The organism is Ponticoccus sp. (in: a-proteobacteria), from assembly GCF_048381735.1.
In genome coordinates this window covers 36,764-60,827 of sequence record NZ_JBLXGL010000013.1, presented here as the reverse complement: position 1 = coordinate 60,827, position 24,064 = coordinate 36,764, and the positions used below count along the sequence as shown (strand labels likewise).

Annotated in this window: 22 protein-coding genes and 1 tRNA gene; 2 read left to right on the top strand and 21 right to left on the bottom strand. The window is 66.8% G+C overall.

Annotated elements, in window-relative coordinates; all coding sequences use genetic code 11:
• Positions 1 to 242: 242 nt before the first annotated feature.
• Entirely contained in the window at positions 243 to 1,061 is an 819-nt protein-coding gene (locus ACN5KJ_RS18340; RefSeq protein ID WP_418595381.1) for a metal ABC transporter permease, read from the bottom strand.
• Entirely contained in the window at positions 1,058 to 1,822 is a 765-nt protein-coding gene (locus ACN5KJ_RS18335; RefSeq protein WP_418595379.1) for a metal ABC transporter ATP-binding protein, read from the bottom strand. Before ACN5KJ_RS18335 ends, ACN5KJ_RS18340 begins: the two co-directional genes overlap by 4 nt.
• A 204-nt stretch (positions 1,823 to 2,026) precedes the next feature.
• Here ACN5KJ_RS18335 and ACN5KJ_RS18330 point away from each other — a divergent pair, with 204 nt between their 5' ends.
• Entirely contained in the window at positions 2,027 to 3,202 is a 1,176-nt protein-coding gene (locus tag ACN5KJ_RS18330; protein WP_418595378.1) for a zinc ABC transporter substrate-binding protein, read from the top strand.
• A gap of 383 nt (positions 3,203 to 3,585) precedes the next feature.
• Here ACN5KJ_RS18330 and ACN5KJ_RS18325 read toward each other — a convergent pair.
• The 14 genes from ACN5KJ_RS18325 to ACN5KJ_RS18260 all read right to left on the bottom strand — a co-directional run bounded on the left by ACN5KJ_RS18325 (position 3,586) and on the right by ACN5KJ_RS18260 (position 16,868).
• Positions 3,586 to 3,662: transfer RNA gene (locus ACN5KJ_RS18325), tRNA-Met, on the bottom strand.
• 133 nt (positions 3,663 to 3,795) lie between these two features.
• Positions 3,796 to 5,109, bottom strand: coding sequence for an ATPase (locus ACN5KJ_RS18320; RefSeq protein ID WP_418595376.1), 1,314 nt, complete (start codon positions 5,107 to 5,109; stop codon positions 3,796 to 3,798).
• 530 nt (positions 5,110 to 5,639) lie between these two features.
• Positions 5,640 to 6,146: a prepilin peptidase gene (locus ACN5KJ_RS18315; RefSeq protein WP_418595374.1), complete on the bottom strand. Its 507-nt coding sequence runs from the start codon at positions 6,144 to 6,146 to the stop codon at positions 5,640 to 5,642.
• Positions 6,147 to 6,207: 61 nt separating this feature from the next.
• On the bottom strand, positions 6,208 to 7,074 hold the full coding sequence (locus ACN5KJ_RS18310; RefSeq protein WP_347166997.1) for a tetratricopeptide repeat protein: 867 nt from the start codon (positions 7,072 to 7,074) through the stop codon (positions 6,208 to 6,210).
• A gap of 138 nt (positions 7,075 to 7,212) precedes the next feature.
• Complete coding sequence (locus ACN5KJ_RS18305) at positions 7,213 to 7,794, bottom strand: tetratricopeptide repeat protein (RefSeq protein ID WP_418595372.1); 582 nt, start codon at positions 7,792 to 7,794, stop codon at positions 7,213 to 7,215.
• A gap of 1 nt (position 7,795) precedes the next feature.
• Positions 7,796 to 8,770, bottom strand: coding sequence for a type II secretion system F family protein (locus ACN5KJ_RS18300; protein ID WP_347166998.1), 975 nt, complete (start codon positions 8,768 to 8,770; stop codon positions 7,796 to 7,798).
• A gap of 12 nt (positions 8,771 to 8,782) precedes the next feature.
• Complete coding sequence (locus ACN5KJ_RS18295) at positions 8,783 to 9,748, bottom strand: type II secretion system F family protein (RefSeq protein ID WP_347166999.1); 966 nt, start codon at positions 9,746 to 9,748, stop codon at positions 8,783 to 8,785.
• Between the two features lie 5 nt (positions 9,749 to 9,753).
• On the bottom strand, positions 9,754 to 11,199 hold the full coding sequence (locus tag ACN5KJ_RS18290; protein ID WP_418595369.1) for a CpaF family protein: 1,446 nt from the start codon (positions 11,197 to 11,199) through the stop codon (positions 9,754 to 9,756).
• A 23-nt stretch (positions 11,200 to 11,222) separates the two neighbouring features.
• The gene (locus ACN5KJ_RS18285; RefSeq protein ID WP_418595367.1) at positions 11,223 to 12,482 is read right to left on the bottom strand and encodes an AAA family ATPase; all 1,260 of its coding nucleotides are present in this window, start codon (positions 12,480 to 12,482) and stop codon (positions 11,223 to 11,225) included.
• A gap of 364 nt (positions 12,483 to 12,846) precedes the next feature.
• Positions 12,847 to 13,488 carry an OmpA family protein gene (locus ACN5KJ_RS18280; RefSeq protein WP_418595365.1) on the bottom strand — a complete coding sequence of 214 codons (642 nt, stop codon included), beginning with the start codon at positions 13,486 to 13,488 and terminating at the stop codon, positions 12,847 to 12,849.
• Between the two features lie 37 nt (positions 13,489 to 13,525).
• A complete protein-coding gene (locus ACN5KJ_RS18275; protein ID WP_418595363.1) occupies positions 13,526 to 14,956 on the bottom strand; it encodes a type II and III secretion system protein family protein in 1,431 nt (476 codons plus the stop codon).
• Positions 14,957 to 15,329: 373 nt separating this feature from the next.
• Complete coding sequence (gene cpaB / locus ACN5KJ_RS18270) at positions 15,330 to 16,184, bottom strand: Flp pilus assembly protein CpaB (protein ID WP_418595361.1); 855 nt, start codon at positions 16,182 to 16,184, stop codon at positions 15,330 to 15,332.
• A 199-nt stretch (positions 16,185 to 16,383) separates the two neighbouring features.
• Positions 16,384 to 16,563 (bottom strand): hypothetical protein, encoded by a 180-nt coding sequence (locus tag ACN5KJ_RS18265; RefSeq protein ID WP_347167001.1) that lies wholly within the window; start codon positions 16,561 to 16,563, stop codon positions 16,384 to 16,386.
• A gap of 116 nt (positions 16,564 to 16,679) precedes the next feature.
• Positions 16,680 to 16,868 carry a Flp family type IVb pilin gene (locus tag ACN5KJ_RS18260; RefSeq protein WP_418595359.1) on the bottom strand — a complete coding sequence of 63 codons (189 nt, stop codon included), beginning with the start codon at positions 16,866 to 16,868 and terminating at the stop codon, positions 16,680 to 16,682.
• Between the two features lie 359 nt (positions 16,869 to 17,227).
• Between ACN5KJ_RS18260 and ACN5KJ_RS18255 the strand changes: the two genes are divergently transcribed.
• Positions 17,228 to 18,082 carry a lytic transglycosylase domain-containing protein gene (locus tag ACN5KJ_RS18255; RefSeq protein WP_418595357.1) on the top strand — a complete coding sequence of 285 codons (855 nt, stop codon included), beginning with the start codon at positions 17,228 to 17,230 and terminating at the stop codon, positions 18,080 to 18,082.
• A gap of 84 nt (positions 18,083 to 18,166) precedes the next feature.
• Here ACN5KJ_RS18255 and ACN5KJ_RS18250 read toward each other — a convergent pair whose 3' ends face one another.
• The 5 genes from ACN5KJ_RS18250 to thrC form a co-directional block, all read right to left on the bottom strand.
• The gene (locus ACN5KJ_RS18250; RefSeq protein WP_418595355.1) at positions 18,167 to 19,582 is read right to left on the bottom strand and encodes an FAD-binding oxidoreductase; all 1,416 of its coding nucleotides are present in this window, start codon (positions 19,580 to 19,582) and stop codon (positions 18,167 to 18,169) included.
• An 88-nt stretch (positions 19,583 to 19,670) separates the two neighbouring features.
• A complete protein-coding gene (locus tag ACN5KJ_RS18245) occupies positions 19,671 to 20,528 on the bottom strand; it encodes an MBL fold metallo-hydrolase (protein WP_418595353.1) in 858 nt (285 codons plus the stop codon).
• 292 nt (positions 20,529 to 20,820) lie between these two features.
• The gene (locus tag ACN5KJ_RS18240; RefSeq protein ID WP_418595351.1) at positions 20,821 to 21,405 is read right to left on the bottom strand and encodes a GNAT family N-acetyltransferase; all 585 of its coding nucleotides are present in this window, start codon (positions 21,403 to 21,405) and stop codon (positions 20,821 to 20,823) included.
• Positions 21,405 to 22,667, bottom strand: coding sequence for a pitrilysin family protein (locus tag ACN5KJ_RS18235; protein ID WP_347167003.1), 1,263 nt, complete (start codon positions 22,665 to 22,667; stop codon positions 21,405 to 21,407). Before ACN5KJ_RS18235 ends, ACN5KJ_RS18240 begins: the two co-directional genes overlap by 1 nt.
• On the bottom strand, positions 22,664 to 24,061 hold the full coding sequence (thrC, locus tag ACN5KJ_RS18230; protein ID WP_418595349.1) for a threonine synthase: 1,398 nt from the start codon (positions 24,059 to 24,061) through the stop codon (positions 22,664 to 22,666). The genes ACN5KJ_RS18235 and thrC overlap by 4 nt, the downstream gene beginning before the upstream one ends.
• Between the last annotated feature and the right edge of the window lie 3 nt (positions 24,062 to 24,064).

Here is a 24,064-nt window from a genome sequence, read left to right as displayed (position 1 = left end):
GAGGCTCTGCCGAGCCTACGGGCGGGGCGGGGGGCCGTGACACGGACCTTGCATCACCGCCCCTGAAACCGGTCGATTCGCGGTTGGCGGAAGCCCGCGCAGGTGCCGAAGCGGATCGGATGCCCGCGCGCCCCAAGGGCCCCTGCGCGGGGCGGGATGCGCGCGTTCGGTTGCCGCCCCGGCGGGCACACCGCCTTGTCGGGGTGGGGCTGCGACAGGGCAGGGCCGGCGACCTGCGACCCTCAGCGCCGCGGCTTCCGCAGGCCGCCCAGGGCCCCGGCTGCGGTCACCGAGACCGCGAACAGCGCCGCCACGATGCAGACGATGGTCGGTCCGGTGGGGGTGTCGAAGCGGAAGGCCGACCACAGGCCCCCAAGCACCGACAGGCTGGCGACGGCGGTCGCGATCACGGCCATGGCCTCTGGCGTGCGGCTGAAGGGGCGCGCGGCGGCGGCGGGGATGATCAGCATCGCGGTAATCAGCAGCGCGCCGACCACCTTGATCGCCACGGCGACGACGATGGCCAGCGCGAGGGTCAGGACCATGCCCTCGCGTTTCGGGTCGAGGCCCTCGGAAAAGGCGAGGTCGGGGTTCAGGGTCGCCATGAGCAGGGAGCTCCAGCGCCAGACGACCAGCGCCAGAACGGCAAGGGCTCCGCCCCATATGACCGCAAGATCCGAGGCCGAGACGGCAAGGATGTCGCCGAAGAGATAGGCCATCAGGTCAATGCGAACTCCGCTGAGGAAGGACGCCGCCACCAGCCCGAAGGCCAGCGCGGAATGGGCCAGCACCCCCAGCATGGTGTCCATGGCGTAGCCGCGCCCGGCCAGGCTGGAGACGGTGAAGGCCATGAGCAGCGAGATCGCCAGAACCCCGCCGAAGATCGAGGCATCGAAGGTCAGGGCAAGGGCGACGCCAAGGATGGCGGCATGGGCGGTGGCATCCCCGAAATAGGCCATGCGGCGCCAGACCACGAAGCACCCAAGCGGCGCGGCGGCGATGGCAAGACCCAGTCCCGCCAGCGCGGCGCGGACCATGAAATCGTCGAGAAGTCCGGTCATTCCGCGGCCTCCGGCCCGTCGTGGCTGTGGGGGTATTCGTGGTGGTGATGGTGATCGTGGTGATGGTCGTGATGATGCGTGTAAAGCGCCATGGTGCCCTTTGTCCCGCTGCCGAACAGGGCGCGGTACTCGGGGGCAGAGGCGACCTGTTGCGGCCCGCCCTGACAGCAGATGTGGCGGTTCAGGCAGATCACCCTGTCGCTGGCGCTCATGACCACGTGCAGATCGTGGCTGACCATCAGGACGCCGCAGCCGGTTTCCTGCCGGACCGTCTCGATCTGCTGGTAGAAGGCGGCGATGCCGGGCTGGTCCAGCCCCTGCGTGGCCTCGTCGAGCACCAGAAGATGCGGCTTGGAGATCAGGGCACGGGCCAGCAGGACGCGCTGGAACTGCCCGCCCGACAGGACGCTCAGCTGGCGGTCGGCAATCTCTGTGACCCCGGCCTGTGCCATGGCGGCCTGAACCGCCTCTTTGGAAGGCCTGCGGCGCAGGGACAGAAGCCGCGTCACGGTCATCGGCAGGGTCGGGTCCATGTGAAGCCGTTGCGGCACATAGCCGACACGCAGCCCCGGCTGGCGCGTGATCCGGCCCGCGTTCGGCGCGACAGAGCCGATCAGCACCCGCAAAAGGGTCGATTTGCCTGAACCATTGGGCCCGACGATGGTCACGATTTCCCCGGCGTCCATGCTGAGCGAGACACTGTCCAGCACCGCTTCGCCGCCGTAGCGGACGCTGACATCGGAAAGGGCAAAGAGACTCATGCGCGTGGCCCCGCTACGGGGGCCGTGCCGGGGGGCCAAGAATCGGTGCACCGGGTCAGTCTCGGTTTCAAGAACGCTCTCCCTTCTTCCTGCCCTGCCTTGCCCCGGAGCGTCCGGTGGCGGCGGCCCGCGACTCTCTGACTTGATATATCGTAACATTCAAGATACCGAAATGGCAGTGTTACAACATAACAGGATAACGATATGCGCAAGGGTCTGATTCTCGGGACCGTGTCCAGCCTCGGGCTGGTCTCTGCGGCGGCGGCAGAGGTGCCTTCCGTGGCGACGGACATCCCGCCCGTCCACTCGCTGGCTGCCATGGTGATGGCGGGCCTCGGAGAGCCTGCGCTGCTGGTGCAGCCGGGGGCCTCTCCGCACGGGTATTCGCTGCGACCGTCCGAGGCGCGGGCTCTGGACGGGGCCGACGCGGTCTTCTGGATCGGCGAGAGCCTGACGCCCTGGCTGCAAGACCCGCTGGAGACGCTGGCGGGCGATGCCCGGACCGTCAGCCTGATGGCGGTCGAGGGGACAACCCTGCTGCCGATGCGGGAGGGCGCGACCTTCGAGGCGCATCTTCACGATCATGGCGATGACCACGGGCACGACCATGGCGGGGACCACGACCATGACCACGGGGATGACCACGGCCACGGGGATGACCACGCGCACGACCATGGTGACGGCCATGAGCATGGCGAGGCTCATGACCATGACCACGACCATGCCGAGGGTGACGGGCATGACCACGGTGACGACCACGGTCATGACCATGGCGAGGCTCATGATCACGACCATGACCACGGCGACCACGACCACGGCGACCACGACCACGGTGCGGGCCATGATCATGCGCACGGCGGACATTCCGGCAGCGATCCGCATGTCTGGCTCGACCCCGGGAACGCGCGGGTCTGGCTGGGTGCCATCGCCGAGACCCTGTCGGAGCTCGATCCCGAGAACGCGGCGCGCTACCGGGAGAACGCGGCCAGCGCCCAGGCCGAGCTGGACATGCTGATCGGCTCGGTCTCGGCAGAGTTGGAGCCGGTGCGCGAGCGGCCCTTCGTGGTCTTCCACGACGCCTACCAGTACTTCGAGCAGCGGTTCGGGATGGCGGCGGCCGGGTCCATTTCCCTCAGCGATTCCACGGCGCCCAGCCCGGCGCGCATCGCCGAGGTGCACCAGAAGGTTTCCGAGCTTGGGGTGGCCTGCGTCTTCTCGGAACCGCAGTTCAACCCGGGGCTGGTGCGGACCGTCCTGCAGGGAACGGAGGCCGGGACCGGGATCATCGACCCGCTTGGCGCCGATCTGAAGCCGGGCACGGGCATGTACCCGGCGCTGATCCAGACGATGGCCGACACGCTGCGCGACTGTCTCGGGTAAACCGCGACGCCGGGGGCGCGCCGTCCGGATGGCGCCCCCGGTTTCAGCGCACCCGCGCTGCCTGCGCTTTGACCTCTCGGTGTCGCGCGGCCCGTGGGGGCAGGCCCCGCCCTTGATGTCGGGGGCTGCCGCTTCGGCGCCCGCGCCTGACGGTGTGGGCGCCGTCAAAGGCCGGTCTGCGTCGGGTGCGGCGTCCCACCGGACCGGCGCGCCCGCACAGGGACCACATCCCACCCTTTTCAACGATTTCGAATGGTTGCGTGGCTTCGCCGGGCTGTCCTGCGCCTGTTTTCCGGGGCGATCGCGAACAGGCGGTGCCATGCCCAATGCCGAAGGCATCCGTTCGAGCCTGACGGGATGTTTTCGGATGTAGGGGGGGGAAGTGGTGGCGTGGGGGGGACTCGAACCCCCGACCTAACGATTATGAGTCGTTCGCTCTAACCAACTGAGCTACCGCGCCGGACCGTGCGCGGGGGATAAGGTTGCGGGCCGTTGGCGTCAAGCCGAAAATGCCCTGGCCGGTCCATATCCCCCCGGTGTGGTGGAGAGGGGCGGCGGAAGCAGGGCCCCGGGGGCAGGAAACCTGCCCGGTTTCACTTCACGATGTGCTCGTCCTTGACGAACATATTGGCCCAGGCGCGGTCCACCAGCTCTGGCGTCATCCTGTAGGGGAGGCCCTCGAAATCGCAAACCGCGATCATCTGGTCGATCAGGAAGACCGGCTGGTAGTTGGCATAGAGGTTGTCGATCGTCGGATACTTGCGCTTCATTAGGTGAACGAGGCTGGGCTCGTCCAGCTGCATGCCCTTCTTGCGCGCCACCAATGCGAAGATCTTCAGAAAGTTCTCCTGGCTGGGACCGTCGATCTTGATCTTGAAGAAGATCCGCCGCAGCGCCGCCCGGTCGAAGATCTCGTTCGGGTGGAAGTTGGTCGAGAAGATCACCAGCGTGTCGAAGGGAACTTCGAATTTCTCGCCCGATTGCAGGGCGAGGATGTCCTTGGACTCCTCGAGCGGGACGATCCAGCGGTTGACCAGCTTCTGCGGCGGTTCGGCCTGGCGGCCAAGGTCGTCGACGATGAAGATGCCGCCGGTGGATTTCAGTTGCAGCGGCGCCTGGTAGGTGCGCGCGGTGGGGTTGTAGACAAGGTCGAGCATCGAGAGCGACAGCTCGCCCCCGGTGATGACCGTGGGCCGCTTGCACATCACGTAGCGGCGGTCGAAGCGGGCGGTGCGGCGCAGCGCGGTCGGGTTCTCGGCGTCTTCCTCGGCCTTGGAATGCACGATGGGGTCGTAGACGGTGATCACCTGACCCGAATACTCGATGGCGCGGGGCACGTAGATGCGGTCGCCCATGGCGTCGCGGATGCCGTTCGAGATCGAGGACTTGCCGTTGCCGGGGGGGCCGTACATCAGGATCGAGCGGCCCGAGGATACGGCCGGGCCGAGGTTGCCGATCAGGTCGTCGGGCAGGATCAGATGGCCCATGGCGCCGGTCAGCTGGTCGCGGGTGATCTGGATGTTGCGGATCGACTGGCGTTCGACCTGCTCGCGGTAGACCTCCAGCGGCACCGGCATCGGGCCGAAGTATTCCGACTGCGCCAATGCGTCCAGGGCGCGGGCCTTGCCGCTGTCGGTCAGCTGGTAGGGCATCTCGGAGGAGATCTCTCCGGCGGCGCCCATGGTGCCCATCGCCTCGATCAGGCCCTGTCCGCGGCTGAGGTCGATCAGTTCCTGCGTCACCGGCACCGGAAGGCAGACGGCCCGGGCGAGGCTGCTCACCGTGTTGGTGTTCTTGCGGAACATGGTCTTCAGCACGATGTCGCGCATCATGACGATGGAAAGGTTCATGTCCTCGATCCGCTTCGGCGCCGGGGGCGCCATCACGGTGGTCGTTGCCATGTTCATGCCGGGGGTCCTGCTCTGTCGTTCCTGGGCAGGAGGGTGCCGGGGCAATGTGGCGAGATCTGGGTGGGTTCGGGGTATTCCGGGGGTTTGACCCACCGGGGCGGTGCCGCCGTGGCTGCCGGGCGCGGCACAGGGCGAGGCGGCGAGGGGCTGCCTGTGGTCCCGAGGGGGCTCTGCCCCCCGGCCTGCGGCCTCCCCCCGAGGTATTTGGGAAGACCAAAGAAGCAGGGGGCGTCCGGTTTGTGACCTGGGCCGCATTGGGGGGAGCCACGGGCATGGGCGACTGTCGGGGCGCGCGGGGCGGGGACGCCGGGGCTGGCAAGGGGGCATGGCGTGGGAGGCGCGCCCCGGGGCGGTCAGCAGGGGCCGCGGCCATGATCGTGGCGAAGGGCGTGAAGACCCTGGCCCGATACCTGCGCGCAATGGGCCCGATGCCGCCGGGTTTGCCGGTCAGGCGGACCGCCATGGGGGCATCCCGCTGTGGCCGGGAGGGGCCGGTTTCCCGGAAGGATTGGCGAGGGTCTTGCCGGTTACTGCGGCGGTGTCTGGCCGTACCAGACGCCGAGCACGAGGTAGAGCGCCAGCGTGCCGCCAAGTGCCATGCCCATGGGGAACTTGGAGCCGGTGTCCCAGCTTTTCCAATGCGGGGCGAGGCGGCGGAGCGGCGTGTGCTTGGCGAGGCGGTGGGCAAAGAAGGCCGCCAGCAGGTTGGCCGCGAAGAGGATCATCAGGAAGCGCAGGTCGCCGAGGTGGATCAGCGGCGCGGCGGCGGCGGCGAATTTGGCGTCTCCGGCTCCGAGCGCGCCACCGGCGTTCAGCGCGATGCCCGCGATCAGGACCACCACAAGATGCAGGTAGCCCCAGAGGTAGGTATCGAGCGGCAGGGCGATCAGGCCAACCATCGCGTAGACCGCGAAGAGGGCCACCACCGCATGGTTGGGGATGCGCATCCCCTTCATGTCGGTGTAGCAGATATAGAGGCAGATCGGCAGGGCGAAGGGCAGGAACCAGGCCGCCGCGCTGGCGGGGATCAGCACGGCACCGGCCCGCGGCGCAGGGTCTTCTGTCGCAGGCGCTGCATGTCCGGTCCTCCTGCCGTCAGTTCAGGACGCTGGCGCTGCTGTCGAGCGCCGAGAGCGCGCGGGCGGCGGCCTCGAAATGTTGCGGATGGGTTTCCAGCGCATCGCGCAGAAGGCCCTTGCCGATCTCGACATCGCCGCGCTTGACCGCGGTCAGCGCCATGGAGTGCAGCAGTTCCGCCCGTTCCGACTGGGTCATCGACATGACCGGCAGGGTGTAGTTGCCCTGCGCGCCGCGCGCCATCACGAGGTTGTTCTTGGCGGTGAACAGCTTGGGATCGTGGCGCAGGGCGTCTGTGAACAGCCGTTCCGCCTCGGCGTGTTCGCCGCGCGTCAGTTTCGAGAAACCCCAGTTGTTCAGCGTCGAGGCCGGGGTGGTGGTCAGGCCCACGGCGGTCTCGTAGAAGCTGTCGGCCTTCTTCCACTCTTTCTTGCTGTCGGCGATCATCGCCTCGAGCCGGTAGCGCTTGAAGGTCTCGACCGTGGGCGGGACGGCGTTCAGGACCTTTTCGGCCTGTTCCCAGTCGCCCGCGCGGATCAGCGCATCGGCCAGCTGCACGCGGTCGTCGTCGATGCTGTCGGGATGTGCCACGACCTGCGCCCAGGCTGTCTTGGCCTCTGTCATGCGCTTGGCGCGCACCAGCGAAGCGGCGAGGTTGCGCTGGAACTCGATCCGCTCGGGCTGTTCCTCGCTGGCGCGCTTGAAATAGGCCACGGATTCGTTCGGGTCGCCGACCGTCAGCATGACATCGTTCAGGTCGGTGCCGTCGATGGCGTTCACGCCCTGGAACTTGCGGTCCATCTCGGCTGTGTCGATGCCCTTTTCACAGGCCGACAGCGCGGCGAAACCCGCCACGCAAAGGGTCACAACGATGGGATGGCGCATGTGCCTGCGTCCTCTTACTGCTCTGCCTCGTGCCCGCCGTGTTCGGCGGTGCCTGTTCTTTGCCGGACCTGTTCCGGTCCTTTGTCTTGCCCCCCTTTGCGGGGGAAGGCGCCCGTCGAGGGGCGCCCCTTGCCTGTCTCAGACGTCCAGCGCGGATTTCGAGCGGATCAGGTAGGACCCGCCGCCGCGCCGCACGATCTGAAAATCTTGTTCTGCGGCCTCATCATAGAGGGAATTTTCCATTTTTGCGAGGGCCAAGCGCAGATTGTCGCGAATTGCGTCACTTTCGCCATTGTCCAGCGCATAGGCCTTGCGAAAGATCTGCGAGGCCTCGGCGGTCTGGCCGCGCTCCATCAGGGTGACGCCGAGGTTGTTCCAGGCCTCGGGCCAGTCCGGGTCCATCTCGACCGCCTGCCGCAGCAGCCGTTCCGACTGGTTCAGCCGCCCCAGCGCAAGATTGGCCGACCCCAGCGCGGTCAGCACTTCGCCGGTCAGCCCCTGTTCGCCCGCCGCGCGCAGGTAGGCGTCAAGCGCAAGCTCGTGCTGGCCCGCGTCCATCAGCCGGTGGCCGACGGTCAGCCCGTCGACGGCCTCGCCGCCCGGGTCCAGCGTCGGCGCGAAGGGAGAGGCCCTGTCGCGTGCGTCAAGGCCGCCCGTTTGCGAACAGGCGGCCAGCGTCAGTGTCAGGATCAGCGCGGTCGCCCGGGACCATCTGCTCATTCTAGTTGCCCGTCATTGCACTCATCTGCGTGATGCCGACCACGGAGGGACCGACCAGGATGATCAGCAGCGGAGGCACCGTCAGCATCATAGTCGTCAACGTCATCTTTGTCGGCAGCTTGTTTGCCGCTTCTTCGGCGCGCATGACCCTTTTGTCACGCATCTCGCTGGCGTAGACCCGCAGGGCCTCGCCGATCGAGGTGCCGAAGGTCTGGGCCTGGTTCAGCACGGTGACGAAGGACGACACATCCTGCACGCCGCAGCGGTCGCCCATGTCCTTCAGCACCTGGCTGCGGTCCTTGCCGGCCTTCATCTCGTGGCTGATGATCTCGAATTCGTCGGAGAGCGCCGGGTAGGAGGCGCGCAATTCCCGGGCCACGCGGGTGATGGACTGGTCCATCGACTGCCCGGCCTCGACGCAGACCAGCATCATGTCCAGCGCATCGGGAAAGCCCAGCTGGATCTCTTCCTTGCGCTGAGCCTGCCGCTTGGTCACCCAGTATTTCGGCGCCATGTAGCCAAGGGCGCCGGGGCCGAGGATATACATCAGCTTCTGGTTCAGCGTCGCCTCTGCCGGGTCGACGAACATCAGGAAGTAAAGGACGCCCGCGCTCAGAAGACCCAGCCCCAGCGCGAACTGGGCGAAGTAGTAGAACTGCACCGCGTCCTTGGACCGATAGCCCGCCTGCATCATCTTCATGCGGATTTCAGACAGTTCCTTGGCATCCTGCGGTTCGAGGAACTGCGCGTATTTGTTGAGCTTCTCGTTCTTCTTCTTGTCGCGCAGGACCGCGCGGGTCTGCGCATCCAGCTTGTCCTTGCCGGACTGCTTCAGCTTGTCCATCGGGTCCGGACGCGTATTCAGCATCATCGGAATGGTGGCGAGGATCAGCAGGACCGCAAGGCCCGCGACGACGATCAGCGGTCCGGCGGGACCCAGAAGACCGGTGATCTGGTTGTTGATCTGTTCGAACATGGCGGGGTTTCCTCAGACCTTGATATTCGTCAAAGCGCGCATGACAATCACGTTCAGCGTCAGCATGATACCGACGATGAAGCAGGCCGGTATGAACCAGGGGTGATCGAGCACGTTGTCGTAGTAATCGGGCTTGGCCACCTGGATGAAGATCAGGCAGGCCACGGGGAAGCCCGACAGGAACTTGCCCGACCACTGCGCCTCTGCGGTGATTGCCTTGACCCGGCGGAACAGGCGGAACCGCGCCCGGATCACCTTGGCGAGGCCTTCGAGGATCTCGGCGAGGTTGCCACCCGCCTGCTGCTGGATCGCCACCGCCACCGCGAGGAAGCGCAGATCCTGCATGTCCAGCCGCTCGGCCATGTGCTTGAGCGCCTCGCCGACGTCGCGGCCATAGGCGTTCTCGTCCGCGATGATGCCGAATTCGGTGGCAAGCGGGTCTTTCAGCTCTTTCGACACGATGGTGATCGCCGAGGTAAAGGGGTGGCCCACCCGCAGGCTGCGGACCAGCAGTTCCACGGCATCGGGAAGCTGCTCTTCGATCATGCCAAGGCGTTTCTTCGCGCGGTGGTTCACCCACATGTAGACTCCGCCGACGCCCATCATCACCGCCATCACCACGCGGACCGGCAGGCTGGCCTCGGTCGCGACGGACAGGCCCACGAAGGCAAAGGCCCCGGCACCCGCCATGACCATCATCAGCTGTTGCGGGGTAAAGGCCAGCGCGGCCTTCTGCGCCTTGTCCGCAAGCAGCGAATACAGCGGCAGCGACCGGCTTTCCATGTGCTGGTCCATCTCCTTGCGGAGCTTGGCCAGAACGTCCTCGCGGCGCTCGCCCTTGTCGAGCAGTTCGAGGCGGCGGTTGACCTTGTTCGACAGCGAGATCGATTTGCCGAAGGCGACCAGATAGACGCCATTCACCAGCACGAGGACGCCCACGAAGATCATGCCGTAAATGATCGGGGCAGCGGACAGCATAATGGTTACTCCGGGCGGAAGGGTTCGTAGATGGAGGCGGGGATGTCATACCCCCACATCCGGAAGCGCTCGGAATAGGCAGAGCGCACGCCGGTGGCCGTGAAGTGGCCGATGATCTTGTTGTCGGGGGTCAGGCCGACGCGCTGGAAGCGGAACAGCTCCTGCATCGAGATGACGTCGCCCTCCATGCCGGTGATCTCGGTGATCGAGGTCATCCGGCGAGAGCCGTCCTGAAGGCGGCTGGCCTGCACGATCAGGTTGACGGCGCTGGAAATCTGGCTGCGCATGGCCTTCAGCGGCATGTCGATGCCCGCCATGGCGATCATGTTTTCCAGACGCGCCACGCCGTCGCGGGCAGAGTTCGCGTGGATCGTGGTCATCGACCCGTCGTGGCCGGTGTTCATGGCCTGCAACATGTCGATGACTTCCTCGCCCCGGGTTTCGCCGACGATGATCCGGTCGGGGCGCATCCGCAGGGCGTTCTTCAGGCAGTCGCGCGGCGTCACGGCGCCCTTGCCCTCGACGTTCGGCGGGCGGCTTTCCATCCGGCCCACGTGGGTCTGCTGAAGCTGAAGCTCCGCCGTATCCTCGATGGTCAGGATGCGTTCGCTGTCGTCGATGAAGCTGGACAGCGCGTTCAGCGTGGTGGTCTTGCCCGAACCCGTACCGCCCGAGACGATGATGTTCAGGCGCGTGGCCACGGCGGCCTGCAGGTAGATCGCCATTTCCTCGGTGAAGGCGCCGAAATTCACCAGGTCGTCGATGCCCAGCTTGTCCTTCTTGAACTTGCGAATGGATACGAGGCTGCCGTCGATGGCGATCGGCGGCACCATGGCGTTGAAACGCGAGCCATCGGTCAGGCGGGCGTCCACATAGGGGTTCGATTCATCGACGCGACGGCCCACGGCCGAGACGATCTTGTCGATGATCCGCATCAGGTGCTTCTCGTCCTTGAACGTGATGTCCGAAAGCGAGAGCTTGCCGTTGCGTTCGATGAAGATCTGGTGCGGGCCGTTGACGAGGATATCCGAAACCGTATCGTCCTTCAGCAGCGCCTCCAGCGGGCCAAGGCCCTTCACCTCGTCGTAGAGGTCGTTCATCATCGCGCGCCGCTCTTCGCGGTTCAGCACGATGCCCTTGTCCTGCAGGGCCTCCAGCGCGATCTCGCCGATCTCTTCGCGCAGCTCGTGTTCCGTCGCATGATCCAGCGCGGCAAGGTTGAGGTTGTCCAGAAGCGCGCGGTGCAGCTCCAGCTTGATCTCGCCGATGCGTTCCTTGCGCTTCTTTTCCTTGTCCATCGGCGCGGCCTGCGCCGCGACACGCGTCGGTTGTTCGCGGCGCTTGACGACGGGTCTGGGCGCGGCCGTGGCCACGGCCTCCGGCGCCTTGGCCGGGGCGACCGGTTGCGGGGCTTTGGACTGGACGGAAGGTTTCTTGTAGCGCGAGAACATCGGATGTCCTTATGGCAGCGGGATCAGGCGGCCTCGGCGTCGTCGACACCGATGGCGATGAGTTGGAGGGCCAGCTTCACGATCTCCTTGCGGAGCGGGTTCTTGGCCGCATGGGTGGCCAGCGGAAGCCCGTGGTCGCAGGCCTGTGCCACCACCCGCCCGCCGTCGGGCAATTGCACGTCCAGCGCGATTTCCAGGCTGTCGGCCATGCGTTTGACCCGGCTTTTCGCCTGAAGGTCGGTGAATTTCGGCGCGCGGTTCAGCACAAAGCGGATCTTCTCGAAGGGCAGGTCCTCGGACTTCAGCGCCTTCTTCAGCCGCAGCGCGTTCTGGGCGGACCGCATGTTCAGTTCGACCATGGCCAGGTAGATCTGCGCCTCTGTCAGCACCGTTTCCGTCCACTGGACGACGGTCCCCGGCATGTCGATGACGATGTAGTCGAAGTGATCGCGGGCGACGTCGAGGATCTTGTGCACCTCGGCGGGGCCGATGAGGTCCAGCGGCAGGATATCCGCCGGAGAGGTCAGCACCTGCAACTTGCCCTCGTAGCTGGACAGCGCCTGGCCAAAACTGTCGCCGTCCATCGCGTCGATGTCCGAGAGCAGTTCGTAGACGTTCTCGCGCCGGGGCAGGTCGAGGTAGGTCGAGACCGAACCGAACTGCAGCCCGAGGTCGATCAGGCAGACGCGCGGCTGCTGGTCCTTGCCGCCGGAGGTGGCCAGCTCATAGGCAAGGTTGACCGCAAGCGTGGAGGCGCCGACGCCCCCGGCAAGGCCCTGTACCGCGATCAGAACGCCGTCGCCGCCGCCCTTCAGCGTGACGCCGGTGGGCGCAGGGGCGGCTGGTTCTGGGGCGATCGCGACAGGGGCCGGGGCCGGGGCGCGCAGCCGTTCGACCGCCGCGCCCAGTTCGCCCTCGGGCAGGGGATAGGGCACGAATTCGTCGGCGCCCTTGCGCAGAAGCTGGTGCAACGAGGCCGGGGTCACGTCTTCGGCGATCAGCACGACCTTGATGCCGGCATCCCGCGCGCTGGCGATGATGCTGGACAGCATCGGCAGGTCGGGTTCGTCGATGGCGTCGATCGCCATGGCGATGAATTCCAGCGTGGCGGCTTCGGGCTGGTGAAAGAAGGCGGCGGCCTCCTCGAACCCCAGGTCGCCCCATGCCTCGCCCAGCAGGGTTTCCATGTCCTCGATCAACAGGTCGAAGTTCTGCACGTCCCGGCTGATCGTGCAGGCCACGATGGGGGGGGCTTCTGCCTCTGTATCGGTCAAGCTCGTCATGCCTCGCGTCCTTCTTGGCTCGGTCCCGGAGGGGCGACGACATTCTGTCGGGCCTCTTGCTCCGCGACCGCCACCGCCGAGTCGGGTCGGCGGAGTGGTCCTGAGAGGTCAAACTCACCGGAAAAGGCGGCAACATTTGGGCCGAAAAACCGAAATTGTGCGGTGATTCCGGACGACGGGTCTGGTCGGGGAGGGGGTGTCGGTCCTGTTTCGGACCGTGCGCCAAGGCATGCCTGCGCGCATGGAAGGGGGTGGTGAAGGGGGGGCAGCGGCCTGTCGATCGCGCGGAAATGGGGCAGAAACGCGACGGGGCGGCCGCAGCCGCCCCCCTTTGCCGATGCGCGTGCCCCGTCCGGCGCCGCCTTTACTGGTCGATGCCGAAATCCCGGCCCTGCAGCCCGGTCAGGCCGCTTTCCGGTTCCGCGCTGTTGACGTATTCGCGATAGATCACCTCGGCGTATTTGCCGTCGAGGATGGTCGGATGCCCGGTCACGAAGCCCGAAACCTCTGTCACGGTGCGCCGGTTGCGGCGTTCGCGGCCCTCGGTCACGATCAGCGGCTGGGTCTCGCCGAAGGAGACCACCGCCTCGAGCCGCGTGCGCGAGATGCCCTGGCTGACGAGGAAATTCACCACCGTATTGGCGCGCTTCAGGCCAAGCGCCTTGTTGTACCCGGCGCTGCCGACCTTGTCGGCGTGGCCGTAGACGCGGAAGCGGACCTCGGGGAACTGGCGAATCCAGCGCGCCTGTTCGCGCAGGGTGTCGATGGCGCCCTGATCCAGTGTGGACGAGTTGAAGGCGAAGTTGACCGTGGTCAGCACCTCCGAGGCGAAGCGCTGCGACAGGTCGTAGACGTATTGCTTCTGCCCGGTCATGTACTGGTGATTGTTCATCGTGGCATTGCCGAAGTCGCCGGTGTCGATCAGCGACCCGGCCTCGCGGTTGAAGCCGTTGACGTCGCGCGCCGCGCAGCCCGAAAGCATCGCCCCGGCCGAGAGGCCCAGCATGGTCAGTCGGAGAGTCTTTCGCGTCTGCATCATCCGTTCAATCCATCACGTAGCCGTAGGAGCCGGTGTAATCCTGCTTTGCCACCTCTCCGGCGCCGCCGCGGACGGGGGTGCGGAACGGGTCGGCGCCCACGGTCTTGCCGCGCAGGAAGAGGTCCTTCTCGGTCGGCGGCACGACGCGGTCGGTGGGCAGGGCAAAGGCCTCGCCCCGGGTCGGCGTCACGAGGTGTGGCGTCACGATGATGACCAGCTCGGACTGTTCGCGCTGGTACGAGGCGCTGCGGAAGAGCGCGCCCAGCACCGGCACGTCACCCAGCCACGGCACCTGGTCGTTGAGGTCCTGGAAGTCGTCCATCAAGAGGCCGGCGATGGCAAAGCTTTCGCCGTCGCGCAGTTCCACCGTGGTCGAGGTCTCGCGCCGCCTGAAGGCATTGACCGCGATGTCGGACAGGACGACCGCGTTGTTGGTGTCGATGGAAGAGACCGCCGCTTCCAGTTCGAGGTTGATCAGATCGCCGTCCACCACCCGGGGAATGAAGTTCAGCTCGACACCGAAGGGCTTGTATTCGATGGAAATCGTGTTGTTCTGCTGGGCCACCGGGATCGGGTATTCGCCACCGGCGAGGAACTTGGCCTCCTGCCCGGACAGGGCGGTCAGGTTCGGCTCTGCCAGCGTGCGGACGACGCCCTTGCGCTCCAGCGCCTCCAGCAGGATGCCCACTTCCAGCCCGCCGGCATTGAAACCGAAAAGCGTTGCGCCCTGCGTGTCGACAGTGCGTGGCCGAAGCTTGTCCGCCACGGCGTCCACATTGGCGAAGGGGGCTGCATTGCCGGTGCCGACCTCAAGCCCCAGATCGCCGTTCAGGACAGAGCCCCCGGTCGCGATGGAGGCGGCAAGCGACTTGGCTGCCGTGCGCTGCATCTCTGCGAAGCGGACCTTCAGCATGACCTGCTGCACGCCGCCGACGCCCATCAGATTCGACACCCGCTCGGGCGCGTAGCGTTCCGCAAGATCCAGCGCGCGCTGCATGCGCATGGTCGAAGACACGGTGCCCGACAGCACGATGCCGTCGTTGGCGGTGCGCACCTCGATCTTCTCGTCCGGAAGGATCTGGCGCAGCCGTTCCTTGAACTCGGACACATCCGCCGACACGCGGACATCGACATTGGTGATCAGCCGGCCCTGCGGGTCGAGGATGGTCAGCGTCGTCGTGCCCGGCGTCTTGCCCAGCACGTAGATGGTGCGATCCGAAAGCGAGGATATGTCGGCGATGGCCGGGTTGGCGATGGACAGTTCGGCGAAGGGCACGTCGCTTTCGACCACCACGGCCCGGTTCATCGGGACACTGAGGATCTGTTCGGTCCCGGTGCGGACCACATGCACGGTTTCGGCCTGGACAGCCTCCGCCAGCGGGGCAAACCCCAAGGTCAGCCCCAGAAGGGCCGCCTTCACAAAGTCGAATTTCATGTGACCTGCCTTTCGATCACGCCTCTGCATCCGGGTCTTTTCGCCCGCATTTTGACAAAGCCTGCTGCAATTCCCGATTTTTTGCAACAATCAATGCCTTCGCGCCCGGCCTTTATGTGGATATCTCGCAACAGGTGTGATGGGCGGGCCCGGGGTGTTCTCTTTTAGGTTGCGCGTCTGTGGCGGGCTCGCCCAGGGCGTCTGCCCGTCGGGCCTCAACCCGTGACTTTGCCAAGGGGCTGCCGGGCCATCGACCCCGCCGTTGCCCGGCGGGGCAGGGGTTTAGGATCGCGCCATGGCTTGTGGTCCCGCACGGGCCGGGGGGCCGAGGATGCGGAAAGCCCCCGCGCTGCCCGTGGTCGTCGGGCCTTGGTCAGTTGGTGCAGGGGATCGGGATCTCGACCACTTCGGCGCCCCGGCGCACGCGGGTTACGCAGGGCTGCGCCGCCTCCGGTGCCTGCTGCTCGACCTGGGCAAGGCCCAGCAAGGCGCGCTGGTCGACCTCGATGGCCTCGGCCACGGTGTCGTCGTTGTGGCCCATCAGCGACAGCGACAGGTTGCCGGTCGATTGCGCCTGAGCCAGGGCCGCGACCTGCTGCGGGCTGGCGGCGACCGTCACGGTCCGGGCGATGGTGGCAGAGTTCAGCTCGGTTACCGCCATCTGGTCGATGGCGATCAGGCGCACCCCCGTCTCGATCAGCTTGGTCACATCGCCCCTGGGCAGGTTCGGATCGTTGGACCCGATCCGCCCGGTCCAGTAGACGTCCACCCGGTCGCCGGGGCGCAGAAAGCCGGAAACGCCGGTGGCCACATCCACCTTGATCGCAAAGGCGCGCTGCCCGCGATCCAGCCGCGAGGTCAGGCCGGCATCGCCGCCGGGCTCCGAGACCTTGACCGCCATGACGGCCTCGAACTTCTCGATCGGGCGCATGGCAACGCGGGGCGCATCGCCGGGCTGGAAAAGCGGTGTCTCGGCGTCGAAGATGCCCTCGGGCAGGATCTCCTTCGGCCAGTTTGCCAGCACGACGTCCTCGGCGGTCACCGGCTCGCCATAGGCGATGGCGCGCTTGGCCACGTAGATCTGCTGCGTCGGGATCGCGCCGACGTTCTTGGCGCGCTCCTGCTGAAGCGCCGTTTCGTAGGCGCCGATGTAGTTCTGCGCCATGTAGACGGCGAAACCGGCCAGGCCGATCCCGGCGATGAGCACAAGTCCGAATAGAAGTCGCATCTGGATCACCTTTGAAACAGCTGTCCGACCGGGGCCGGACCGGGAAGTGTCTGCCCCAGTCTCACCGGGGTTTGGGGCGAAAGCGGGGCGGTCGCGCGGTGCTTTTCCGGCGCCACCGGGCCCGTCGTTTCGGTCGGAAATGCAAAGGGGCGCCCGCCTTCCGGTCTGGAAGACGGGCGCCTGGAAACAGGGGCAAACGTCAGAAGTTGTTCTGTTCGGTCAGTTCGGTTGCCACAGCGTCCCGCAATCCCAGCGTAGAGGTCTCGATCGCCGTGTAGGCGGCGATACACAGACCGATCATCGCTGCGGTCAGGACGACCCAGTCGACGGTGACCGCGCCGTCTTCTTCGTTCGAAAAGGTCGACAGGCGGTTGCACATCGCATTTCTCCGGAATGGGGCTGTATGGGGTCTTGGCTTTCCTCACGCTCGCCCGCCGCGTACGGCGGGCGTTCGCATTGTGGCCTCTTCGTAGAGCCCCGGACCTATGCCGGAGATCAGTTGCCGAAGTTGGTGTTCTCGGTTGCGACGGCGGTGGCGGCGGTGCCGATCAGCGTCTGGGTGTTGGCCGAGATGGTGCCGTAGGCAGCAATCGCCAGGCCCACGACGGCGGCGGTCAGAACAACCCAGTCAACCGTGACTGCGCCGTCTTCGTCCTTGCGGAAGTTCTTGATGAAGTTGATCATGGTCTCTCTCCGTAGAAGTGTGTTTGCTCACATTCACCTTCGGGGGCTTGCTGCGGGCCTCTCTCACTTGCCCTGTTCCCTCGTTGGTATGACCCTAATTAGCCCTTCCTTTGCGGCGAGATTTGGACCGGATTGGATTGATTTTGGGTTTTGATCGGGGCCTTGTCGGGGCGCGAACAAGTATTTGGAATTGAACCCCTCTTTCAGGGATTTCTCTCTGGAAAGGGGCGGCAGACCAGTCCTTTGGACGGGAAAACCCGCCACAGCCGTTCACGCAGGGGCAACACTTCGTGGAAATGGGTCCGGTTTTATGCCAGACTGGCGGAAAAGATGCCGCAGGCAGAAGAACGAGCAGGTCCATGGCAGTCAGACTCCTTTGCGCCGCCGCGCTTGGCGCGACCCTTGCGCTGTCCGCGGCAGCGGAAGCCCCGCAGCCCTTCGCCGATTTTTCCGCCAAGCGGGTGAAACCGCCCGCCTCGGGCGCCAGGAAGCGCATCACCGTGCAGATCGCGCCGCGCGCCAACCCGGCGGTGCCGCCGCTGCCGCAGAAATCCGCCCCTGCGCCAGAGGCAAAGCCTGTCTCGACCGCCGCCGCCGCCGTTGCGCCCACCGCCCCGTCGACCCGCTACGGCTGGTTCTGGAGCACGGTCTCCGCAAGGCAGGAAGACAGCGGTCCAGGTCGGCTGGAACCGGCGCTGATGACGCTGGGCAAGGGGCCGGCGGGCGAACGGGTGGCTGCGCCGCGCCTTCAGGCGCTGCAGGACATCGCGGCGCGCCACGGCAAGGACATCCTGCGGGAAACGGTGGGCACCCGGGTCTCGCCGGCGCTGGCCCTGGCGGTGATCTCGGTCGAATCCGGGGGCCGCAAGGATGCGGTCAGCGGCGCCGGTGCGCAGGGGCTGATGCAGCTCATGCCCGCCACCGCCGCGCGCTTCGGCGTGACGGACAGCCTCGACCCGGCGCAGAATATCGCGGGCGGCGTCGCCTTCCTCGACTTCCTCATGCAGAAATTCGACGGCGACCCGATCCTCGTCCTAGCAGGCTACAACGCGGGCGAAAACTCCATCGGCCAGCATGGCGGCGTGCCGCCCTATGCCGAAACCCGCGACTACGTGCCCAAGGTGCTCGCCGCCTTCGAGGTCGCCATGGGCCTCTGCCTGACGCGCCCCATGCTGGTCTCGGACGGCTGCGTCTTCCAGGTGGCGGCGCGCTGAGGCCCGCGCGCCCTGGGTTTCTTCTTGGTCCAAATACCCTCGGGGTGAGCCCGCAGGGCGAGGGGCAGCGCCCCTCCACGAAGGTCAGCCGCGCAGCACCGCGCCGGGGTTCATGATCCCCGCCGGATCCAGCGCGACCTTGATCGCCCGCATCGCCGCCAGCTTGGCCGGATCGCCGTAGCGTGCCAGGTCGCCGACCTTCAGCCGCCCGATGCCGTGCTCGGCGCTGACAGAGCCGTCGAGCGCATGCACCACGTCATGCACGCAGGTCTTGATCGCCTCGCGCAATGCGCGGAACTCCGAGGCCTTGCGCCCCTTCGGCGGGAAGACGTTGTAATGCAGGTTGCCGTCGCCGACATGGCCGAAGCAGTTGATCCGGAAGTCCCCCAGTTCCGCCAGAGCCGGTCCGCCGCGCGCGATGAACTCGGGCAGGGCGCTCAGCGGCACGGCGATGTCATGGCTGGAAATCGCGCCGATATGGCGGTTGGCTTCCGGGATCTGCTCGCGGCAGGCCCAGAAATCCGCCGCCTGCTGTTCGCTCTGTGCGACCATGCCGTCGTCGACCAGCCCGGCCTCCAGCGCCTCGCCGAACAGTAGCTCCAGCGCCGCGTCCGGATCCTGCCCGGCGCCAAGCCCGATCTCGATCAGCACCGCCCATTCCGGCGGCTCCGGCCAGGGTTGCCGGACCTCGGGCATCGCCTCGGACAGAAAGTCGAAGCCCATGCGGTGGATCAGCTCGAAGGCGCTGATCTGCTCGCCCAGCTGTCCGCGCGCCATGGACAGAAGGTCCAGCGCCGCCTGCGGTCCGGCGACCGAAAGGATCGCCACACCGGTGGCGGCGGGCCGGGGGAACAGCTTCAGGCTGGCCGCCGTGATCAGCCCCAGCGTCCCCTCGGCACCCATCAGCAGGTGGCGCAGGTCATAACCGGTGTTGTCCTTGCGCAGCCGTTTCAGCCCGTGCCACAGCGTGCCGTCCGGCAGCACTGCCTCCAGCCCAAGCACCAGATCGCGGGCATTGCCGTAACGCAGCGTGTTCACCCCGCCCGCGTTGGTCGCCAGCAGGCCGCCGATCCGCGCCGAGCCTTCCGAGCCGAGCGACAGGGGAAACAGGCGCCCGGCCTCTTCGGCGGCGGCCTGCACGTCGGTCAGGATGGCGCCCGCCTCGACCGTCAGCACGTTCTCGACGGCGCTGACGGCGCGGATACGGGTCATGCGTTCCAGCGAGATCACCAGCGGCGCGGGCTGATCGGGCGAGACCTGCCCACCCACAAGCCCCGTCCCGCCGCCATAGGGCACCACGCCCACGCCCGCCGCCGCGCAGGCACGGACGATCGTCGCTGCCTCTTCGGCGCTGCGGGGCAGGGCGACCCAGCCGGCGCTGCCTTTCCAGTGCCCGCGCGGCTCTTCCAGATAGCGGGGTTCGGCGCGGCGCAGGGTATCGGCGGGCAGGGTCTTTGCCAGACTGTCGGCAAAGGCGTCATCGGCGGGGGAAAGCGGCATGCTGGTCCTCGTGGCGGCTGAAATCCTCTCGCCCCGGTCGGGCTGAGTATTGCATACACTTGGATACTATCTGCGGCAAGCCGGGCGGTCACTGGGTATCGGTCAGCCACTGCGGCTGCAGGACCACGACTGTCGGGCGCGCGGGCAGGTCGCGCAGCGAGACCGTCATGAAAGGCCCGTCCCGGCGGTCGATGACAAAGCTCTCGTCGATGTCTTCGAGAAACCGCTCCAGCGCGTAGCCGGAAAACCAGTGCATCGGGATCACGATGGAGGATTTCAGCCGCTCTGTCACCCGCACGATCACCGGCAGGGGCAGGGTCAGCCCGCCGTCCACCGGCACCATCAGCACGTCGGCCCGGCCAAGCGCGGCGTATTGTTCATCCGTGGGTTCGTGATGCAGGTGGCCAAGATGGGCGATGCACAGGCCCTCGACTTCGAAGATGAAGATCGAATTGCCCTCGGGTTCTGTCCCGCCATAGGCCGAGCGGATGTCGGTCGAGACATTGCGGATCAGCATCTCGCCAAGGTCGAGGTGGTGGTCGATCCCGGCGCCGAACTCTTCCCCCCAGCCGCGCAGCACATGCGGGATGGCCGGGTCGATGGCCTCGGTCCAATGGGTGTCATGGGCGTGGTTCATGGTGACGATATCGGGGATCAGCGTCGTCTGGCCCAAGTAGCCGTTGAAGTCCGTGACCGTCTCCAGCCCGCCCGGCGTGCGGATCAGGAAGGAGGCATGGCCGATGTAGTGGATGCCAACGCTGTACTGGGGCAGGGGCGCCTGCCAGTTTGCCCTGTGCAGGACCTCCAGCCCCGGGGCGGCGTCGGCGATGGCGATGCAATGGCTGGGGCGGCGCTGCTCTTGCGCCGATGCGGGCAGGGTCAGGGGCGTCAGGGTCAAAGCGGTCAGGATCTGGGCGCTCAGGACCCGAAGGCTGCGGCGGAACATGGCGGACTCCCGTGGTGTCCATCCAGCCTAGGCGCGAAAGCCCAGCCGCCAAAGTCACGACGGCGTCAGAGGCAGGCGCAGCGGTGGGGCGTGCCGTGGAAACGGGCAGGCCGGGGGCACCGGTTGTGGTTGGGGGGGCTTCGCCGGAATGTGGCCAAGCGCCGGGGCAACGGGGGCGTTTCGATGTGCCCTAGATAGGAGCGTCAGGCGCGCGCGTCCCCTTCACCCGACAAGCGGCCCGCGCCACCGGCCTGTCCTGCCGGGCCTCGGGCAGGGCCGCGCCCGGACCGTGCTAGCCGACCGAGGTGCGCCCGCGCCGGTCCATGCGCAGCGCCGCATAAAGCACATGTGTCCGCCAGCGCCCGTTGATCTGAAGATAGCTTTGCGCCACGCCCTCGTATTTGAATCCCGAGCGTTCCAGCAGCCCGCGCGAGGCGACGTTTTCGGGCAGGCAGGCGGCTTCGACCCGGCTGAGGTTCAGCCGCTCGTAGGAATGATGCACCAGCGCCGCGATGGCCTCGGACATGTAGCCGCGCCGGGCATAGGCCTGCCCGGTCCAGTAGCCCAGGGTGCCCGCCTGCGCCGGTCCACGGCGGATATTGTCCAGCGTGATGGCGCCCAGGAGCGCCTCGTCCCTGCGCCGGATCAGGAACAGCGGCAGGGCGGTTCCGGCGGCGATCGACCGCGAGGCCCAGTAGACGCGATTGGTGAAGGCCTTGCGCGACAGGTGGTCGGGCGACCACGAGGGCTCCCAGGGGGTCAGGTAGTCGCGGCTTTCCCGGCGCAGCGCGACCCAGGGGGCGTAATCCGCATGCACCGGGGGGCGCAGCGTCAGACGCTCCGTCTCGAGCCGCAGCTTGCGCCGGAAAGCGATCATCAGGCGGCCCGTCGTTCCTGCAATTGTTCCAGTGTCGGCGCGCCATCCACCGGGCCGTAAAGCGCCAGCGCGGCGCCCGCCGTCCGGGCCTGATCCTGCGCGAAGGCCAGAACGTCCGCGCGGGTCACCGCGTCGATGCGTTCGACCGTGCGCTCGATCGGCGGCACCTCGCCCCAGATCTGCACCATGCGTGCCATGCGCTCGGCCCGCGAGGAAGAGCCTTCGAGGCCCATCAGCAGGCCCGCCTTCATCTGGGCGCGGGCGCGCTCGACCTCGGCGTCGCTCATGTCCTCGGCGGCGCGCTTCATCTCGTCCACCGTCAGATGCGCCAGTTCCGGCATCTCTTCGCCCGAGGTTCCGGCGTAGATCGTCGTCAGGCCGGTGTCGGCATAGGCGCCGTTCTGGGCGAAGATGGTGTAGCACAGCCCGCGCTTCTCGCGGATTTCCTGAAACAGGCGCGAGGACATGCCGCCGCCAAGGGCGATGGAATAGATCTGCGCGGCGTAGAAGGCGGGGTCGCGGTAGCCCGGCGCCTCGAAGGCCAGCGCCATATGCGCCTGTTCAAGGTCCTTCGTGCGCCGCGCCTCGCCGCCGTGAAAGCGCGCGGTGTCCGCGATCAGCGCGCGGCGCGGGGTCATGTCGCCGAAAAGCGCCTCGGCCTGCCGCACAAGCGTGTCGTGATCGACCGCACCCGCCGCCGAAAGGATCAGCTGGTCGGGCCCGTAGTGTTCGTCGACGAAGGCGGTCAGGTCGTCGCGGCCAAAGCCCCGCACCCGGTCGCATTCGCCAAGGATGGTCCGCCCCAGCGCCTGTTCCGGGTAGGCCTTTTCCTGCAGCCAGTCGAAGATGATGTCGTCCGGCGTGTCATGCGCCTGCCCGATCTCCTGCAGGATGACGTGCCGCTCGGTCTCTATCTCGCGCTCCTCGAAGAGGGGATTGCGCAGGATATCGGCCAGCACGTCCACCGCCAGCGCGGTATCGGCCTCTAGCACGCGGGCGTAATAGGCCGTGACCTCGCGCGAGGTATAGGCGTTGATATAGCCGCCCACGTCCTCGATTTCCTCGGCGATCTGCAGCGCGCTGCGCCGTCCGGTGCCCTTGAAGGCCATGTGCTCAAGGAAATGCGCGATGCCGTTCTGTTCGGGCCGCTCGTGCCGCCCGCCCGCAGTGACCCAGAGGCCGACAGAGGCGGATTGCAGCCCGGGCATCCGTTCCGTGACGATGCGGAGGCCATTGGAAAGGGTCGCGAGCTGGACGGTCACCGGGCGATACGCTCCTTGATCAGGGACTCGAGTGCGGACAGGTCGTTGGCGACCCGCGTCACGCGTTCCGGACGCTCATACAGGTCGGCCATGCGATTGGGAAGAGGGGGGCGGATGCCGCTGGCCGCCTCGACCGCGTCGGGGAACTTGGCCGGATGCGCCGTGGCCAGCGTGATCATCGGCGTCTCGGGGGCCTTTGCGGCGGCCTCGGTGCCGACATGGACGCCCACGGCGGAATGCGGGCAGAGCAGCTCTCCGGCGCTGGCGCGGGTCGCCTTGATGGTGGCGCTGGTGGTCGCCTCGTCGGCGCGGCCGCTGTCGTAATGCTCGGCCAGCGCGCCCATGGCGTTGGGCGAGATGGCAAAGCTGCCCTCTGTCTGAAGCTCGTTCATCAGCTTGGCGATGGCGGCGCCGTCCTTGTCATGCGCCCAGAACAGCGCGCGCTCGAAGTTGGACGAGACCTCGATATCCATCGACGGAGAGATCGAGGGCATCACGCCGTTCTTGCGGTACTCGGCGGTTTCCATGCAGCGGTGCAGGATGTCGTTCTGGTTGGTCGCGATCACCAGGCGGTGGATCGGCAGGCCCATCTGCTTGGCGATGAAGCCCGCGAAGATGTCGCCGAAGTTGCCGGTGGGCACGGTGAAGCTGACCTTGCGCTCGGGCGCGCCCAGCGACACGGCGGCGGAGAAGTAGTAGACGACCTGCGCCAGAACCCGCGCCCAGTTGATGCTGTTGACGCCCGCCAGCCGCACCTCGTCGCGGAAGTCGAAGTGGTTGAACATGTCCTTCAGCCGCGCCTGGCAGTCGTCGAAATCGCCGTCGAGCGCGAGGGCGTGGACGTTGGACTCGGACGGCGTGGTCATCTGGCGGCGCTGCACCTCGGACACGCGGCCATGCGGGAACAGGATCACCACGTCGACATTGTCGAGGCCCTTGAAGGCCTCGATGGCGGCGCTGCCGGTGTCGCCCGAGGTGGCGCCGACGATGGTCACGCGCTCGCCCCGGCGCTTCAGCGCCTCCTGGAAGAACTGGCCGATCAGCTGCATGGCGAAGTCCTTGAAGGCCAGCGTCGGCCCGTGGAACAGCTCCATCAGGAAATGGCCGGGCGCCAGCTGCTTCAGCGGCGCGCGGGCCTCATGCCCGAAGCCGGCGTAGGCCTTGGCGATCAGCTCGCGCAGGGTGGCGTCGTCGAAGGTCTCGCCGATGAAGGGCCGCATGACGCGGAAGGCGGTTTCCTCGTAGCTGAGGCCGTGCAGCGCCCTGATCTCGGCGGGGGACATCTGCGGGATCGTCTCGGGGACATAGAGGCCGCCGTCGCGGGCGAGGCCCGAAAGCATGGCTTCTTCGAAGGTCAGGGCCGGGGCCTGTCCGCGGGTGGAGATATAGCGCATGGG